This is a genomic window from Rosenbergiella gaditana (genome assembly GCF_018494065.1).
Classification (GTDB): Bacteria; Pseudomonadota; Gammaproteobacteria; order Enterobacterales; family Enterobacteriaceae; genus Rosenbergiella; species Rosenbergiella gaditana.
The window spans coordinates 83,811-100,939 of record NZ_JABBFR010000005.1 but is presented as its reverse complement, the minus strand read 5'-3'; the positions used below and the strand labels follow the sequence as shown (position 1 = coordinate 100,939).

Here is a 17,129-nt window from a genome sequence, read left to right as displayed (position 1 = left end):
TTGGGTCGGTATTAAAGAAAAGTGCGCTTATTTGGTACCAAAAATTTTATCGCCTGCGTCACCCAGCCCTGGAATGATGTAGCCATGCGCATCCAGGCCTTGATCAATCGACGCAGTGTACAATTCAACATCGGGATGTGCCGCTTCCAATGCTGCAATACCTTCCGGTGCCGCCACCAGGACTAACACCTTAATCGCTTGGCAGCCCGACTGTTTAAGTAAGTCGATCGTCGCAATCATCGATCCACCTGTCGCCAGCATCGGGTCGACCACCAACGCCATCCGCTCATCCATATTTGACGCTAATTTTTGGAAGTAAGGGACTGGCTCAAGGGTTTTTTCGTCACGGTACACGCCGACAACACTGATCCGAGCGCTAGGCACATGCTCAAGTACCCCTTCCATCATGCCAAGACCGGCACGCAAGATTGGCACAACGGTAATTTTTTTACCCTTAATTTGATCAATCTCGACTGGCCCATTCCAACCGTCAACCGTCACCACTTCCGTTTCTAAGGTGGCCGTCGCTTCATAGGTTAATAAGCTACCCACTTCTGATGCGAGCTCGCGAAAACGCTTAGTGCTAATCTCATTCTCGCGCATTAACCCGAGTTTATGCCTAACCAGTGGATGTTTCACTTCAACGACTTTCATACTTTCTCCCCCCGAGAAAAAAACAAACTGCTAAAAAATCGCCGGATTATACCGCTTTTTAGCTGATGGCGGTATGGTTGAGGGCAAAATTTGACAGTTTCTCTAACAGGAGATTCTACTCTTCCTCACTTCTCACGCTTCAAGCTAAACTGAGGCTCGCAAACGTTTGCGACGACTGTTAGAATAGCCCCGCTCTCATTTTACTACCAACCGCAAATCGCGTGGGGATTCTGCAGTGACCGATAAAACCACTCTTAGTTATAAAGACGCCGGTGTTGATATTGATGCTGGAAATGCACTGGTTGATCGAATTAAAGGTGTTGTGAAAAAGACTCGTCGTCCTGAAGTTATGGGCGGATTAGGCGGATTTGGTGCGCTGTGCTCACTGCCTACTAAGTACCGCGAGCCGGTATTAGTCTCTGGAACCGATGGCGTGGGAACCAAACTGCGCCTAGCGATGGACTTAGGCCGTCACGATACTATCGGTATTGATCTGGTCGCGATGTGCGTCAACGACCTGGTGGTACAAGGGGCTGAACCGCTATTTTTCTTAGATTACTACGCTACCGGTAAACTCGATGTGGAGACTGCAGCGTCGGTCATCACCGGTATTGCTGAAGGGTGCCAACAATCAGGCTGCGCACTGGTTGGCGGAGAAACGGCTGAGATGCCTGGTATGTATCACGGTGATGATTACGACGTCGCTGGATTTTGTGTCGGTGTCGTTGAAAAATCAGAAATTATCGATGGCAGTAAAGTCGGTGCCGGTGACGTACTGATCGCCTTAGGATCGAGCGGTCCACACTCTAATGGCTATTCGTTGGTTAGAAAAATTCTTGAAGTCAGCCAGACTGATCCGCTGACCGAACAACTGAACGGAAAATCATTAGCCGATCACCTTTTAGCGCCAACGCGTATTTACGTCAAAAATACCCTCGCGTTAATCGAGAAATTCGATATTCACGCCATTGCGCATCTGACGGGTGGCGGCTTCTGGGAAAATATTCCTCGTGTGTTACCCGAAAATACACAAGCGGTGATTGATGAAAGCAGCTGGCAATGGCCTGCAGTCTTTGAATGGTTACAAAAAGCGGGTAATGTGAGTCGCCACGAAATGTACCGTACCTTTAACTGTGGTGTCGGGATGATTATCGCTCTGCCAGAATCAGCAGCAGACGACGCACTTGCCCTACTCACCGAGTTAGGCGAGAAAGCGTGGAAGATCGGCCATATTACCGAAGGCGGTGACACTGAGCAGGTCGTTATTGCATGAAACGAATTGTTGTCCTGATCTCAGGGTCAGGCTCCAACTTGCAAGCCATCATTGATGCCTGCCAACTCGGCAGGCTCAAGGCAGAGATTGTCGCGGTCTTGAGTAATAAAGCGGATGCTTTCGGTTTACAGCGTGCGCAAAAAGCGGGTATTGCAGCGGAAAGCCTCGCCATTGGCGACTATGCTGATCGTGAGGCCTTCGACCACGCATTACAACAGAAGATCGATAGTCATCAGCCAGACTTAGTGGTATTGGCGGGCTATATGCGTATCTTAAGTGGTCCCTTTGTCACGCACTATCGAGGAAGGCTGATCAATATCCACCCCTCCTTATTACCCAAATACCCTGGCCTGCATACTCATCGTCGGGCGTTGGAGAATGGGGACAGCGAACACGGTGCCAGCGTCCATTTTGTTACCGAGCAACTCGATGGTGGGCCGGTTATTCTGCAAGCCTCCATCCCTATTCTGCCTAACGATACTGAACAGGATCTCGCTAAACGTCTGCTGAGCAAAGAACACCTGATCTATCCACGGGTTATTCAGTGGTGGGTTGAGGGACGTTTAGAATTAAGAGAGGATCGGGCTTGGCTTGATGGACAACCGCTTGGGGCATCGGGAGCTGATTTTGCGCTTGATGAGCTCGACACTTAGTTCCATCTCATCAATAAGGCTGCACAGGATACACTGCACCTCAAAGTTGACGACTCGCTTTGGGGTGTTTTTTATGGCGAAGGACTTCGCATAATTTATATTGGAACTCGTCAATTTCAGTCCTTGAGGTTTACCTTGATGCCAAGCGACGTCACGCTTAATAAATTGAGATTTCTGGTAAAGACTGATGGCTACAACAGGTCCACCTAAATCGCCGGCCAAGCTAGATGAACATAAATTCCCTAAGGGTTAAAACGGAAGTCGAGCACTTAGCCAGGCAAGATAAGCTTATCCCAGCGCAATTAAGGAAAAAGCACGTTTTACTGAAACTCAGATCGTTACTATCCTGAAGCTTACGGATTCATGATACCTGGGCAACACATATTACCCTAAAATCACTGCATATTGAAAATAACCGGTATCGGGCAATGGTGCATTACAAAGTACAGGATCATTTTGGCCTTGATAGTGACGATATACTGAAAATAAAATTCAGCCAATTTTATTTCTTTCGCATCTGGTTTATTCTCCAGCGGTGCAATCAGTTTGGCTTCAAGCCATTTATGACCCATATGGAAGCCACTGTAGAAATTAACGGGGGCCGTGGTGAAAGTTAACTATAAGACGACTCTATTCGCGCTGTTATTCTTCGCTTGCCTGCTTTTATCCTGCGTACTCTGGCTGTCACTCCGTACAGTAGAAATCGTCGCCGTACACGAAAATGATAATCATAGCTATATTTTAGTGAAAAACTTTCCATTAACAGAGCAAGGAAAAATTAATTGGTGGTTGAAAAATAAAAAAATGCTCAGCGTTACATACAACATCCCCAAGCCAACACAGGATGGTTTTTTTACTGTCATTTTTTGGGATTTTGGTGATGGATATAAAGAAACTGATGGTTACGACAGACTGTGTTTTGAAGATATGAAGCCACCAAGGAACTGTATTGATAAAAATTCGCTAATGAGCGTGGTATCCAGTAAAAACACAGGTTTATATTTTCGACTGGATAGCGGAAAATATTATATAAAGGAAAGCGGTAATATGGAAAAAAGAAAATACGAATAAATTCGTGTCCCTCGCGTAGAAAGGATCTGATCTTACATGATGGCGACGGGCTTTTTATGACAGTAAAACTACCGAAAAACACTTTAGCGCTGTCTTTATCAGCGGCCAGTCATCCGATTACCTCCATAACCAGCAACGCTATCAGCATTGCATTCCGTCAGGTTTCTCTACCTGTAGACGTGCGGATTGACAATATTTAGATCCATCACGATTAACCAATTGTCAAAAACACTGGCCTTACCGGAGAACGCGTTTACTTATGCATGACGACCAATCACAGGGAGATGATTATCTAATTGTTTTTTTTAACTATGCAAGAGGAAGGTAAGGGATAACTATCCTTCTAACTAAATTAATCTTAAGCTTCGAAGGAAAGAAAAATCTCACTTAGCGAAAAAAGAACTGAGCCCTACAAACAGAACTCAGTCCTTACTTACAAAAATCACCCACTTATCGCCGGTAATTTACTCGTGCAGGCCTTTAAAGGCTACTTCGCAAGATTCACAAAACGAATATGTGTCGGCGTGCCGATTTGCAAGGTCGCTCCGGTCGGAGAAAGCTCACCGGTCTCAAGATCACGTGCAAACTCCACCACATTATTCGAATAGACGTTCGCCACAAATAAGTAGCGGCCTGTGGCATCAAAGGTGAAGTCACGCGGTTCTACACCACCCGCTGAATAGGTTTTGGACGCAGAGAGTTTACCTGAAGCCTTATCCACTGCGTAGCGAACGATTTGATTCTTCTCACCACGGTTTCCAACATATAAGAAACGCCCATCAGGAGAGAGTGAAAGGCCTGCACCACTCATATCATCAGGTTTAGTCGAATCGGTTAATTTCTCAGACTGTAATAGCGCCGTTTTGCCTTGGTTAAAAGAGTAAACCTTAACCTGTGCCGACATTTCCGTCGTGATATAGAGGTATTTACCGTCTGCAGAGAATAAGCTATGACGCGGACCGTCGCCTTCTGGGAAGGTAATAGTCTTATCAGCCAGCAAGCTGAAAGGCTCTTTAGCCTTCGCATCATAGTGATAGACATGAATCTTATCTGCGCCTAGGTCGGCAGCCAGCACATACTGCCCATCGATACTAAAGGTGACGGAGTGTGCATGCCCTGAGGATTGACGCTCAGCCACTTTATTACTGCCTTGATTATAAGGGAAGAATTGTTGCGTCTTTCCTAAACGGCCATCGTGCTGTACGGGAATAGCACTCACGCCGGCTTGTCCATCTTTCGCCGAGTAGTTAGCCACTAACAAATAACGCCCATCGCGGCTTAATGCAGAATGCGTAGGGTGCATTCCGCTACTGTCGACAGTATTTAATAAGGTTAACTCACCATTTTTTTCTAAATGATAAGCACTCACTTTACCGTCATCGACTTCATTGACCACATAAACACGTTGGTGCGGCGCATCAATCGTTAGCCAAGAAGGACTTTGGGCTGGCGTTAACGCAATCGGCATCATGCTGCCATTAGCCGATAGACGCACGGTATAAATACCTTGACTAGGATAAAAAGCCTTTTGTACGCGAGCGCCCTGCGCTTCGCCCGTCCAAGAGCCAACTAAAAACGTTTGTTCAGCCACAGCAGGTTGTTGGTTTAATAATCGCGCTTCGTCGGCGCTGGCCGCGTGGTTGAAAATCAGTGCTGCGGTAATCCCTAGGTATTTTTTCATTAATATTTCCTAACAATTAAACAAGACTTAAGAGTGGCGTAACTCATGGCAATTGGCAAATAAAAACCACTTATTAATCATCCATAGACAAATGCGGTGATTGATCGCCATAATGGAGACGAGAAACTGCAGTCTGCGTTCTGTTATCACCAACGGAGTCAGGATGGGTCAAGAAAAGCTGTATCGAGATAAAGAAATCAGTTGGTTAGCCTTTAATGAGCGCGTGTTACAGGAAGCCGCTGATAAACGCAATCCGCTTATTGAACGTATGCGCTTTTTAGGGATCTACTCCAGTAATTTAGAAGAATTCTATAAAGTCCGTTTCGCTGATCTGAAACGGAGAATTTTGATTGGTGAAGAGCAAGGAAGCCATAACGTTCCCCGCCATCTGTTAAAAAAAATCCAACAACGTGTAGTGGTGGCCGACCAGGAATTCGACATTCTCTATAACGATTTACTGTTGGAGATGGCAAGAAACCAAATATTCCTTATTAATGAACGCCAACTCTCTGCCAACCAACAACATTGGTTGAAGATCTACTTCAATCAAGAATTGCGTCAACATGTCACCCCAATCGTCCTCAATGCCGAAACCGATTTAACCCAATTTTTGAAGGATGACTACACCTATCTCGCGGTTGAAATCATTCATCAGCAAGCACGTCAATATGCCTTATTGGAAATCCCGTCAGATAAAGTCCCGCGTTTTATCGATCTCCCTGCTGAGCCGCCAAGACGCCGCAAGCCGATGATCCTGCTTGATAACATCATGCGCTACTGCCTGGACGATATTTTTAAAGGCTTTTTTGATTATGACCAGCTTAATGCGTACTCAATGAAAATGACGCGTGATGCGGAATATGATCTGGTGACTGAGATGGAATCGAGTTTGCTGGAAGTAATGTCGTCCAGCCTTAAACAACGTCTTACTGCTGAGCCAGTACGTTTTGTTTATCAACGTGATATGCCATCGGAAATGGTCTCACTACTGTGTGAAAAGCTCTCGATCACTAACTTCGACTCGATCTTACCCGGCGGGCGCTATCATAATTTTAAAGATTTTATTAAATTTCCTAATGTCGGAAAATCGAATCTCGAAAATAAAGCGCTCCCTCCTATTCGCCATAAAGGGTTTAACCCGTTTCGTAATGGTTTTGATGCGATACGTGACCGCGATATTTTACTCTACTACCCCTATCACACCTTTGAACATGTGTTGGAGTTCCTACGCCAAGCCTCGTTCGATCCCAGCGTATTAGCCATAAAAATTAATATTTACCGCGTTGCGAAAGACTCCCGCATTATGGACGCGATGATTCATGCTGCACACAACGGCAAAAAAGTAACGGTCGTGGTCGAGTTACAAGCGCGCTTCGATGAAGAAGCCAACATCTATTGGGCCAAACGTCTTACCGAAGCAGGTGTGCACGTTATTTTCTCCGCTCCCGGTTTGAAAATTCATGCCAAACTCTTCTTAATCACTCGTCGAGAAGGTGACAAAGTGATCCGTTATGCGCACATAGGCACTGGTAACTTTAATGAGCGAACGGCAAGAGCCTATACCGATTACTCCTTACTCTCTAGTGATGCACGGATCACCAATGAAGTCCGCCGCGTCTTCAACTTTATCGAAAACCCTTATCGGCCGGTCAATTTTGAGTATTTAATGGTTTCGCCGCAGAACACGCGACAGACACTTTATCGACTGATCGATACCGAAATTGCCCATGCACAACAAGGGCTACCGGCGGCAATTACCCTCAAAATTAATAATTTAGTCGATAACGGATTAATTGACCGTCTCTATGCCGCCTCAGGGGCTGGCGTAAAAATCAATCTGTTGATACGCGGCATGTGCGCATTGATCCCTAATATTGAAGGGATTAGCGAGAATATTCATATCTACAGTATTATTGACCGCTATCTTGAGCATGACCGCGTATATGTGTTCGAAAATAATGGTGACCCGAAAGTCTTCCTCTCGTCTGCAGATTGGATGACGCGAAACATTGATAACCGTATCGAAGTGGCGGTCACAATTCTCGATCCTAAGGTCAAACAGCAAATTTTAGAGATCATGGCGATCCTATTTAGTGACACGGTTAAAGCAAGAATTATTGATAAAGAGTTAACAAACCGTTATCGTCCGCGCGGTAACCGCCGTAAGGTTCGGGCACAAATTGCCATTTATAATTACATTAATACCATTGAAAACACCGACTAACTTATGCCTATAAGCCAAAATAGCCCTGAAAAACCTCAAGAATTTGCAGCCATTGATTTGGGATCGAATAGCTTCCACATGGTCATCGCACGCGTTGTTGATGGTGCAATTCAAGTTCTAGGCCGTTTAAAACAACGCGTCCATCTCGCTGATGAGATTACCCTTGATAATCAACTCACCGAAGAAGGTATTGAGCGTGGATTAAGCGTACTTACTCTCTTTGCGGAACGACTACAGGGCTTTGATCCCGCCAATGTATCGATTGTCGGCACACATACTTTGCGGGTCGTCGATAATGCAGAAGAGTTCCTCAAGCGCGCTGCCGACGTGATCCCTTACCCGATCGATGTGATTTCCGGTAACGAAGAAGCGCGTCTTATTTTTATGGGGGTAGAACATACCCAGCCGGAGAAAGGCCGGAAATTAGTCATTGATATTGGCGGTGGATCGACCGAACTCGTGATTGGTGAAGATTTCGAGCCGCATCTGATCGAAAGTCGTCGCATGGGATGCGTGAGTTTCAGTAAACTTTACTTCCCCGGTGGCAAAATTAGTCATGATAATTTCCGTCGTGCTCGCTTAGCCGCAGTCCATAAATTAGAGACCCTAGCCTGCCAATACCGTCAAGCGGGGTGGCAAGTCGCAATGGGCGCTTCCGGCAGCATTAAAGCGGCCTGCGAAGTACTGGCTGCGCTCGGTGAAAAAGAGAAAATCATTACCCGTGATAGCCTCGTGCTACTCTGGGAGAAAATTAGCCATTTCGACTCAATGGATGAGCTGGACTTACCCGGTTTATCGGATGATCGAAAATCGGTATTTGTACCAGGGCTGGCAATCCTCAGCGGTATTTTTGATGCGCTACAAATTAAAGAGCTACTCTATTCAGATGGTGCCCTACGTGAAGGCGTTCTCTATGAGATGGAAGGTCGCTTTCGTCATCAAGATATCCGTAAACGCACTGCTTTGAGTCTGGCTGAACATTATGTCGTTGACCGGGATCAAGCTAAACAAGTATTAGAAACCACCCGTTTGCTCCACCGTCAGTGGGAAAAACAGAATCCGAAGCTGGCCAACAAGGCCCTTACCGCTCTGCTGGAATGGGGAGCCATGTTGCACGAAGTGGGATTAACCATCAATCACAGTGCCATGCAGCGCCATTCTGCTTATATTTTACAACATTCGAATATGCCGGGCTTTAGCCAACAGCAACAACTGTTACTCGCAACGTTGGTACGTTTTCATCGTAAAGGGATCAAAACCGATGATGTGCCGCGTTTCACAGCGTTCAAACGTAAACAATTTTTACCGTTAATTTTTCTATTACGTTTAGCCATCTTATTAAATAATCAGCGCCAGGCCACGACTCGCCCCGATAAACTGCTATTGCATACCGACGAGGGTCACTGGACGTTGATCTTCCCAAAAGAGTATTTCAATCAAAATGCCCTCGTTCAACTGGATTTGGAACGCGAACAGGTCTATTGGTCTGAAGTCACGGGTTGGCAGTTGAACTTAAGCGAAGAAAAATAGCGCCTTGCGGTGAGGTAAGCATGACAACACTTCCTAAAGCAGATCATCAACACCATTACGGGGTGGCTTCTCCCCACCCCGAAGTCGTCTCACTATTGCCCCGTCTGGTCGAGGGAGAGATTTTAGATATTGGCTGTGGCACGGGCCGGCATGCCCTCTACCTTCAGCAGCACGGTTTTCCCGTTACCGCATGGGATAATGACCTTGAGGCAGTGCAAAGACTCAAGCAGATAAACGCTCAAGCCTCGCTCCCCGGCATTACCGTCGCATCGCATGACCTTAATCATCATCGTTTTAATGGTCAGTACCACGCTATTATTGCGGTGGATACTTTGATGTACTTGGATCCGGCCACAATTAGTCAGCTAATTGCTGATATGCAAGCAGCAACCTGTAAAGGTGGGTACAATCTTATCGTCTGCGCGATGCACGACGAGCATCAACTAAGCGCCGTCGAGTTCCCCTTTGCCTTGAGTTCCGGCGAATTAAGCCATTACTATCGACGTTGGCATATTGTTCACTATCACGAACAGATCGAGACATGGTTGCCGCCCTCTTCACAGGCTGAACCCGTCACCCTACGCTTTGCAACTTTGTTGGCGCAAAAAATCTCTATTAAAGAACTGTGATATCTCGGGGGGAACGCTGATGAGTTCCCCCTATTACCTAATCATGGAACCTATTTGATGAATAGCGCTCCCTTAGGTTGTTAGAAAAAGAAAACCGGATCCTTGATTCGAATTGTCGTCGAGTTAAGTCTAGTATTACTGATAGCATGACTGCTTTGGGTCCTGCCTGCTGCGCTCGATCATCGCTGGGCAAAACACGATGGAACTCAATCTGGAACGGGAGCGGACCCCAAAGTCTCAGCAACCCCCCGGCTAAGCCTAGCCCCTAATTTAAGCCAGTAAGGACACCTTGGCCCTGCTGAGAATCACAAAGGTGTAATATGTCAGAAGTTTATAGTCAGTTACTGGCCCAACGCCGCCAGAATATTTTAGAGCTAGTCCTTAATAACCCGTTATTGGTTGATAGCCTGCTAGAACCTGAAAAAAATCTTAACGACTCACAAGTTGAACAGGTCGCACAGCAAAAGCAGTTACTGGTTGACACAATACTGATCCTTCATGCTGCGGATATCGCGGATATTTTGGAATCACTGCCTGAAGAAGCGCGGCAAGCCGTGTGGCAAATCATTCCTGTAGAGAGTCGTGGGCGAATCTTAGTTGAAGCCTCTGAAACGGTCTGGGAAAGCCTGATTGAGTGCATGAGTGATAAGCAAACTCTGCAAGCTATCGCTCCCCTCGACCTTGATGATCAGGCCTGGTTATCGCGTTTTTTATCCCGCGACCTGACCGGTAAATTATTGACGGGCCTAGAGCCTAAGCAGCGCGCGCGTGTCTTACAGTTAATTGGTAAAGATCGCGGCGGCGTAGCGCAGGTGATGGACTTTAACATTATCACTGTTCGGCCAAATGTGACCTTAGGAGTCGTACAGCGCTATTTACGCCATCTGAAAAAGATCCAGAGTGGTACGGATAAAATTTTTATTATCGATAACCAAAATCAGTTACTGGGCGAACTCCTACTCACCGATATTCTCCTGCATCCCCCCCATGCGCAGGTACTGGATATCATGAATCCGCATCCTGTCACTTTCCAACTTGACGAACAGGCTGAAAATGCAGCCAGTGCATTTGAACGGTATAACCTCATCTCAGCGGCAGTGACTGACGGTGAAGGCAAGCTGATTGGACGGATTGCGATTGAAGACATTATCGACTTGGTTAACCAAGAGAATGAAAGCAATATTCGTAAAATGGGGGGGATCCGCGAAGAAGAAGACGTTTTCGCCCCAGTCGCCAAATCGGTAAGAAATCGTTGGGCATGGTTAGCCCTAAACCTATGTACAGCCTTTGTCGCGTCGCGCGTTATCGGCTTGTTTGAAAATACCATTGCTCACTTAGTTGCCTTAGCCACCTTAATGCCGATTGTCGCGGGAATTGGTGGCAACACCGGTAATCAGACCATCACCATGATTGTACGCGCCTTAGCCTTGCACCAGATTGAGCCAAGCAACTTCTCTTTTCTTTTTTTACGGGAAATAGGGGTTGCGCTGATTAACGGTATTCTGTGGGGCGGTGTGATGGGTGGTATCACCTACCTGATGTATCACAATCTCGCGCTCAGTGGCGTGATGATGCTGGCAATGGTTCTCAACCTACTGCTCGCCGCCTTTATGGGGGTAATGATCCCGCTGATTATGACCAAACTTAAACGTGACCCGGCGATCGGTTCAAGCGTTTTAATTACCGCGACCACCGATACTGGCGGCTTCTTTATTTTCTTAGGGCTAGCCACGCTATTTTTACTGCACTGATCACAATTGGCACGGTATGCGCCGTGCCTCCTCCTCCCCTCCTGCCAATAGATTTTTATTCACTGAATCATGGAACCGTTTTTCGATTGACCATCAGAACCATTGCTGTGCTTGGAAGTAAAAAATTTCTCACAATTTAATTATTCAAATAAATGAATAATTAAACCAAATCAGGTCAACTAATCATTGCCCCCCCACAAAAAAGGCTCTATATTGGCCGCGCTTTTTTTAGCACACACTTTTAATTATTTTATTTAATCAATTGAGACTGAACACAGTCTTGGTTGTGGGAGAGATATGATGACGGATAAGGTCCGTATTGAAACTTTAGATGCCACCTCCTTCAAGGGGAACAACGATCAATTCTTAGCGCGTCAAGCAGAGTTTGAATCGAATGTCAGAAGTTATCCACGTAAGTTACCTTTAGCCATCGCTAAAGCTAACGGCGTCTGGATCACCGACGTTGAGAATAAAGATTATCTTGACTGTCTGGCTGGAGCAGGAACCTTAGCATTAGGACACAATCATCCTGATGTCCTGCAAAGCATCCAAAATGTTATAAGCAGCGGCTTACCGTTACACACTCTTGATCTAACGACTCCGTTAAAAGATCAATTCTCAGAATATCTCCTCTCTTTGCTCCCTCACCAGGGTAAAGATTATTGTCTACAATTCACCGGCCCAACCGGTGCAGATGCGGTAGAAGCTGCCCTCAAACTGGCGAAAAAGACCACGGGTAGAAATAGCGTTATCAGTTTCTCTGGCGGTTATCATGGTATGACCCATGGCGCGCTATCTGTCACCGGAAATCTAGGACCGAAAGAAGCGACAAGCGGCATGATGACTGAAGTCCAGTTTATGCCCTATCCACACCTCTATCGTTGTCCTCTCGGGATTGGCGGCCAAGCCGGTATTGATGCATTAAGCTACTACTTCGAAAATCTGATTAATGATGTCGAAAGTGGTGTGCGTAAGCCTGCGGCGGTGATCTTAGAAGCCGTACAAGGCGAAGGTGGCGTTAACCCAGCACCGATCGAATGGTTACAACGTATTCGTAAAGTCACTCAAGAACACGGCATTTTATTAATTCTCGATGAAGTTCAAGCGGGCTTTGCCCGTACCGGAAAATTCTTTGCCTTTGAACACGCGGGTATTGAACCGGATATTATCGTGATGTCAAAAGCGGTAGGCGGTGGTTTACCGCTCGCAGTTCTCGGCATCAAAAAAGAGTTTGATGCATGGTCACCGGGCCACCACAGCGGAACCTTCCGTGGCAACCAACTGGCTATGGCTACCGGCCTCACCACGCTAAAAATCTTGAAAGAACAAGATATTGCAGGCCAAGTTGCGGTGAAAGGCGAGTGGTTAAAAGCGCAGTTAACACAATTGCAAAAACGCTTCCCACAAATCGGTCATATCCGTGGCTTAGGCTTGATGATCGGTATGGAAATTGTGAAACCACAAGCGCCAACCGATCACTTAGGTTGCTACCCTGCCGATCCTGAATTAGCCGTATTGCTGCAGAAAAAATGTTTCGATGCGGGTCTGATCTTAGAACGTGGTGGACGACACGGTTGCGTCTTACGCTTACTGCCGTCACTGCTGATCAGCCAAGTTGAATTGACCTTATTCCTCGAAAAATTCGAGCAAGCGCTGTTAAGCGCTGGCCTTCAACCTCAGGGATAAGACAACGATGTCAACGACCAACACTATTCTGACGGGCACGCCTGAAAGCCTTCAGGCCTACCAGGAAGTGATGACCCAGAGCCAGCAAGCGGTCGCCGCTTGGCTGCAACAGCCGGAAATGTATCAAGGAAAATCCGTGGCAGAACTACGCGAGCGGATCGTCTTACACTTCACGGCTGAAGGGTTAGGTAATAAAGAAGCCATTGATCGTGCTGTAGAATACTTCTTAAAAGACAGCCTAGCCGTCCATCACCCACAATGTGTGGCGCATTTACACTGCCCGAGTTTGGTGATTAGCCAAGCGGCGGAAGTGTTTATTAACGCGACTAACCAAAGTATGGACTCTTGGGATCAAAGCCCGTCTGCGACCATTATGGAAGTGAAACTGGTTGAATGGCTTCGCAGCCGAATCGGCTACCCGGCGGGTGACGCCGGGGTATTCACCAGTGGGGGTACACAGAGCAATATGATGGGATTGATGTTAGCCCGTGATGCGTTTTTCGCACGTCGTGGCCACTCAATCCAACAAGACGGCTTACCTAATAACCTGCGTAACTATAAAGTTTTCTGCTCTGAGCATGCGCATTTCTCTGTGCAGAAAAATATGGCCCTGATGGGACATGGTTACCAGTCGGTCGTGCAGATCAAAACCGATGACTATTCGCGTATCGATCTGAATGATTTATTGGAAAAGCTGGCAACAGCGAAAAGCCAAGGTGAAGAAGTGATGGCTATCGTCGCCACCGCGGGGACGACCGATGCGGGTGCAATCGATAATCTCACCGCAATCACCACCTTAGCGGCTGAGCAAGATATCTGGGTACACGTCGATGCAGCCTGGGGCGGAGCCTTACTGCTGTCGGAGAAATATCGTCACTGGCTAGCCGGTTTAGAACAGGCTGATTCAGTCACCTTAGATTTCCATAAGCAATATTTCCAAACCATCAGTTGCGGTGCCTTCTTACTGAAAGATCCTAAGCACTACGAGTTGATGCGCTATCAAGCGGCGTACCTCAACTCTGAGTTTGATGAAGCGCAAGGTGTCCCTAACCTGGTGTCTAAATCACTGCAAACTACCCGTCGTTTCGATGCACTGAAACTGTGGATGGGACTCGAAGCGCTGGGACAAAAACAGTATGCCGCGATCATTGATAATGGCGTCAGCTTAGCACAAGACGTTGCAGCCTATGTTGAGAGCATGACTGATGTTGAATTGGTGATGAAACCTCAGCTGGCGAGTGTTCTGTTCCGTGTTCGCCGTGAAGGCTTGGACGACCAGCAGATTGCACTGTTTAACCAGAAAATTGGCGATGCACTGCTTGATTCAGGACGGGCGAACGTCGGTGTCACCGAGCATAACGGTGTGACGTGTTTGAAACTGACCTTACTGAATCCTACTGTCACCTTAGACGATATCAAAACGCTGTTAGCGTTGGTGCTCCAAACGGCAGAGATCATTCGTTAATGACTCAGCAAGGCCCCTCTCAAAAGGGGCCTTTTTCTTATCCTGCGGTAAAAATGCACCGATGAGTTCCTGACTTAAAGTAAGGGCGGCTGCCTGTTCGGGCCAAGCGCCTCCCCCACTGATAGCTTCGCCTTTAGGCTTGCTTAAAACTCCACACTCGCCGACAAGCTCACATTCCGCGTCTGCCCTTCTTCAACCCGAAGATTACCGCCACTTGAGGTGTAGTAGTGCTTATTAAACAGGTTATTAAGATTCAGCTGTAGCTGTGTTTTTTGCCCTAAGAAGCGATGGTTCCAGCGTAAGAAGCTATCGGCCACAATATAATGCGGCAAGGTAAAGTTATTATCGGGATCCCCCGCGCGACTCCCCACATATTGCACCCCCCCGCCAACGGTCCATTGACCCGGTAAAGCCGGTAAGGTCAGAGAGTGACTTAAGTAAGTGGATGCCGAGTGTTTCGGCGCATTTTGTAATGCATTCCCTTTATTCGCCGGATTGATACTGTCACGGGTAACGGTCGCTTGGTTATAGCTATATTGCGTGCTTAACTGCCAGTCTTTCGCGATTTCACCATTCAGTTCAACCTCAACACCGCGTGAACGTGCACGATCCACCTCGTAGGTATCGCCGTTTAACGACAGCGCAATATTCCGCTCATCAATAGTATACAGCGCAACACTGGCTAACAGCGCGGGGGATATTTGCCACTTACTGCCGACCTCATAGGTGGTTCCCTGCTCTGGGCTGCCAACATGGCCATTGTCATCTACTGTGGTGGACGGTGTGAAGGATTTACTCCAAGACCCATATAACGAGACCTCTGGGGTCAGATTATAGATCAGCCCCATTTGCGGTAAAAACTTATCGCCGCTGTTAGTATAGTTGGTGACTTTAGGCACACCGCTACTCTGGTTTTGGGTAAAGCGCTGCATACGTCCCCGCACGACCATCGTCCATTTTGGGGCTAATGTAATACTGTCTTTGGCGTAGACCGAGCGGCTATAAATACGGTTAAGCAAGTGCTTACCGCTGGCTTTCTCCGTTGAAGCATTGGTCACCGTTGCTAATCCATATTGGGGATTATCTATCCTGAACGCAGTATTATTCTTGCCAGTGTAGGCATGAGCCCGGTAAGTCTGGTTCATCTCATAGTCAACGCCCAGCGTAATCGCATGTTGCCGATGCGCAATTTCAGGCGTTCCGCTAAGATTCCAGGCTAAATAGTGAGTTTGATGGTTAAAGCCGCGATTGGCATCCGCTCGCCGCGTCACGACGCCTGTCGTCGTATTCACTGCCGTGACACGAACTTCGTTGTTACTGTATTTGCGCTGATTCCACCCCGCGGCAATGCCGGTATTCCAGGTATCGTTCAGTTGATAGTCCCAGTGGCTGCTTAAAGATTGGTTGATCCCCCATGCATAATTAGAGCTATCATCTAAACGCGTTTTATACCCTACATTGATGGGTTTACCATCAATAAAAGCAGTACCGCGGTCATAGGGGATTTCGTATTGATAATGCTCGTAATTAAGCGAGAAACTCGCTTTCTCTCCGTACCACTGTAAGGAAGGGGCAATTAAATTATGGGTGTTGTGCCCGTCATTACGCCAGTATTGCTCATGCTGTTTTTCGGCAATCAAACGAAAAGCAAAACCACCACCAAGCGGCCCTGTTACATCAATGCCCCCGGATCCGCCGCCTGCGCTTTTGGCCTGACCAAATAGTCGCGTCTTCCACTGATACTCCGGTTTTTTACTCACGACATTAATGACCCCACCTGGGTTTTGAATGCCATAGAGTAAGGAAGACGATCCTTTTAATACCTCGACATGATCCGTGGTGGCATCGAGGTTTAGCCCCGCACTGCTGCGCATCCCATCACGATAGATCGAGCCATCACTGTTGCCACCAAAACCGCGGCGGACAATACCATCTTCGGTGCCCGCCAAGGTGTTACCCTGAGAAACACCACTGACAAAGCGCATCGCATCCGCTAACGAGTCCGTCGAGTAGTCAGTGAGTTGTTGCGGTGTCACGACACTGATAGATTGCGCTTCCGCTAACCGCGAAACCGGCTTTAAACTACCGATACTGGCCTCTGGCTGGCTGTAACCGGATGTGGCGTTGTCGGCATTTTTACCGACTACGACAATCGGTGTCTCTTCTGCCGCCATACTCAGCGGTGAAACTAACGATCCGCCAAATAAGCTAAGCGTAATGAGATTACGTCGCCGCGATGATAAAAAAGGAGTCTTGGTGTTGTGCATAAGTCATGTCTCTGGCGAAAAAGCGGGGTTCACTTTAGCGATAGTTATAATAATGAGAATTATTCAAGCATGAAGTAATGTAGTAGTATAGTTATTTTGCAAATAATTCACTACATTCCACCAATCGCTAAAAAAGGCTAAAAAAACCGATTCCATCACTTTTCAATGCAAAAAAAGCGATATTTCGCCGCTAATCAATAGCCATCGAATACTTAACCTTCAATTACATCTTGACTACTACAACT

The 17,129-nt window shown here is 47.1% G+C and carries 12 protein-coding genes and 1 pseudogene; 10 read left to right on the top strand and 3 right to left on the bottom strand.

From position 1 onward, the window contains the following. Positions 1–27 precede the first annotated feature (27 nt). Positions 28–654, bottom strand: coding sequence for a uracil phosphoribosyltransferase (gene upp, locus HH682_RS05370; protein ID WP_214236576.1), 627 nt, complete (start codon positions 652–654; stop codon positions 28–30). 235 nt (positions 655–889) lie between these two features. Between upp and purM the strand changes: the two genes are divergently transcribed. The 4 genes and pseudogenes from purM to HH682_RS05350 all read left to right on the top strand — a co-directional run bounded on the left by purM (position 890) and on the right by HH682_RS05350 (position 3,651). Then, positions 890–1,927 (top strand): phosphoribosylformylglycinamidine cyclo-ligase, encoded by a 1,038-nt coding sequence (purM, locus tag HH682_RS05365; protein ID WP_214236575.1) that lies wholly within the window; start codon positions 890–892, stop codon positions 1,925–1,927. Beyond that, complete coding sequence (gene purN / locus HH682_RS05360; RefSeq protein ID WP_214236574.1) at positions 1,924–2,580, top strand: phosphoribosylglycinamide formyltransferase; 657 nt, start codon at positions 1,924–1,926, stop codon at positions 2,578–2,580. The genes purM and purN overlap by 4 nt, the downstream gene beginning before the upstream one ends. Before the next feature lie 353 nt (positions 2,581–2,933). After that, positions 2,934–3,197 (top strand): annotated as a pseudogene (locus HH682_RS05355) (DUF3289 family protein); the annotation flags it as partial. Then, on the top strand, positions 3,187–3,651 hold the full coding sequence (locus tag HH682_RS05350) for a DUF943 family protein (protein ID WP_214236573.1): 465 nt from the start codon (positions 3,187–3,189) through the stop codon (positions 3,649–3,651). The pseudogene HH682_RS05355 and the gene HH682_RS05350, both read left to right, overlap by 11 nt. Before the next feature lie 487 nt (positions 3,652–4,138). Here HH682_RS05350 and HH682_RS05345 read toward each other — a convergent pair whose 3' ends face one another. After that, entirely contained in the window at positions 4,139–5,332 is a 1,194-nt protein-coding gene (locus HH682_RS05345; RefSeq protein ID WP_214236572.1) for a lactonase family protein, read from the bottom strand. A 163-nt stretch (positions 5,333–5,495) separates the two neighbouring features. Here HH682_RS05345 and ppk1 point away from each other — a divergent pair, with 163 nt between their 5' ends. The 6 genes from ppk1 to HH682_RS05315 all read left to right on the top strand — a co-directional run bounded on the left by ppk1 (position 5,496) and on the right by HH682_RS05315 (position 14,617). After that, complete coding sequence (gene ppk1 / locus HH682_RS05340) at positions 5,496–7,556, top strand: polyphosphate kinase 1 (RefSeq protein ID WP_214236571.1); 2,061 nt, start codon at positions 5,496–5,498, stop codon at positions 7,554–7,556. 3 nt (positions 7,557–7,559) lie between these two features. Then, entirely contained in the window at positions 7,560–9,086 is a 1,527-nt protein-coding gene (locus HH682_RS05335) for an exopolyphosphatase (RefSeq protein WP_214236570.1), read from the top strand. 20 nt (positions 9,087–9,106) lie between these two features. Next, positions 9,107–9,715: a methyltransferase domain-containing protein gene (locus tag HH682_RS05330; protein ID WP_214236569.1), complete on the top strand. Its 609-nt coding sequence runs from the start codon at positions 9,107–9,109 to the stop codon at positions 9,713–9,715. A 320-nt stretch (positions 9,716–10,035) separates the two neighbouring features. Continuing rightward, on the top strand, positions 10,036–11,466 hold the full coding sequence (locus HH682_RS05325; RefSeq protein WP_214236568.1) for a magnesium transporter: 1,431 nt from the start codon (positions 10,036–10,038) through the stop codon (positions 11,464–11,466). 297 nt (positions 11,467–11,763) lie between these two features. Further along, positions 11,764–13,152: a diaminobutyrate--2-oxoglutarate transaminase gene (locus HH682_RS05320; protein ID WP_214236567.1), complete on the top strand. Its 1,389-nt coding sequence runs from the start codon at positions 11,764–11,766 to the stop codon at positions 13,150–13,152. A gap of 7 nt (positions 13,153–13,159) precedes the next feature. Continuing rightward, positions 13,160–14,617: a pyridoxal phosphate-dependent decarboxylase family protein gene (locus HH682_RS05315; RefSeq protein ID WP_214236566.1), complete on the top strand. Its 1,458-nt coding sequence runs from the start codon at positions 13,160–13,162 to the stop codon at positions 14,615–14,617. Between the two features lie 143 nt (positions 14,618–14,760). Here the strand turns inward: HH682_RS05315 and HH682_RS05310 are convergent, their stop codons facing one another. Further along, entirely contained in the window at positions 14,761–16,884 is a 2,124-nt protein-coding gene (locus HH682_RS05310) for a TonB-dependent siderophore receptor (protein WP_214236565.1), read from the bottom strand. Positions 16,885–17,129 lie beyond the last annotated feature (245 nt).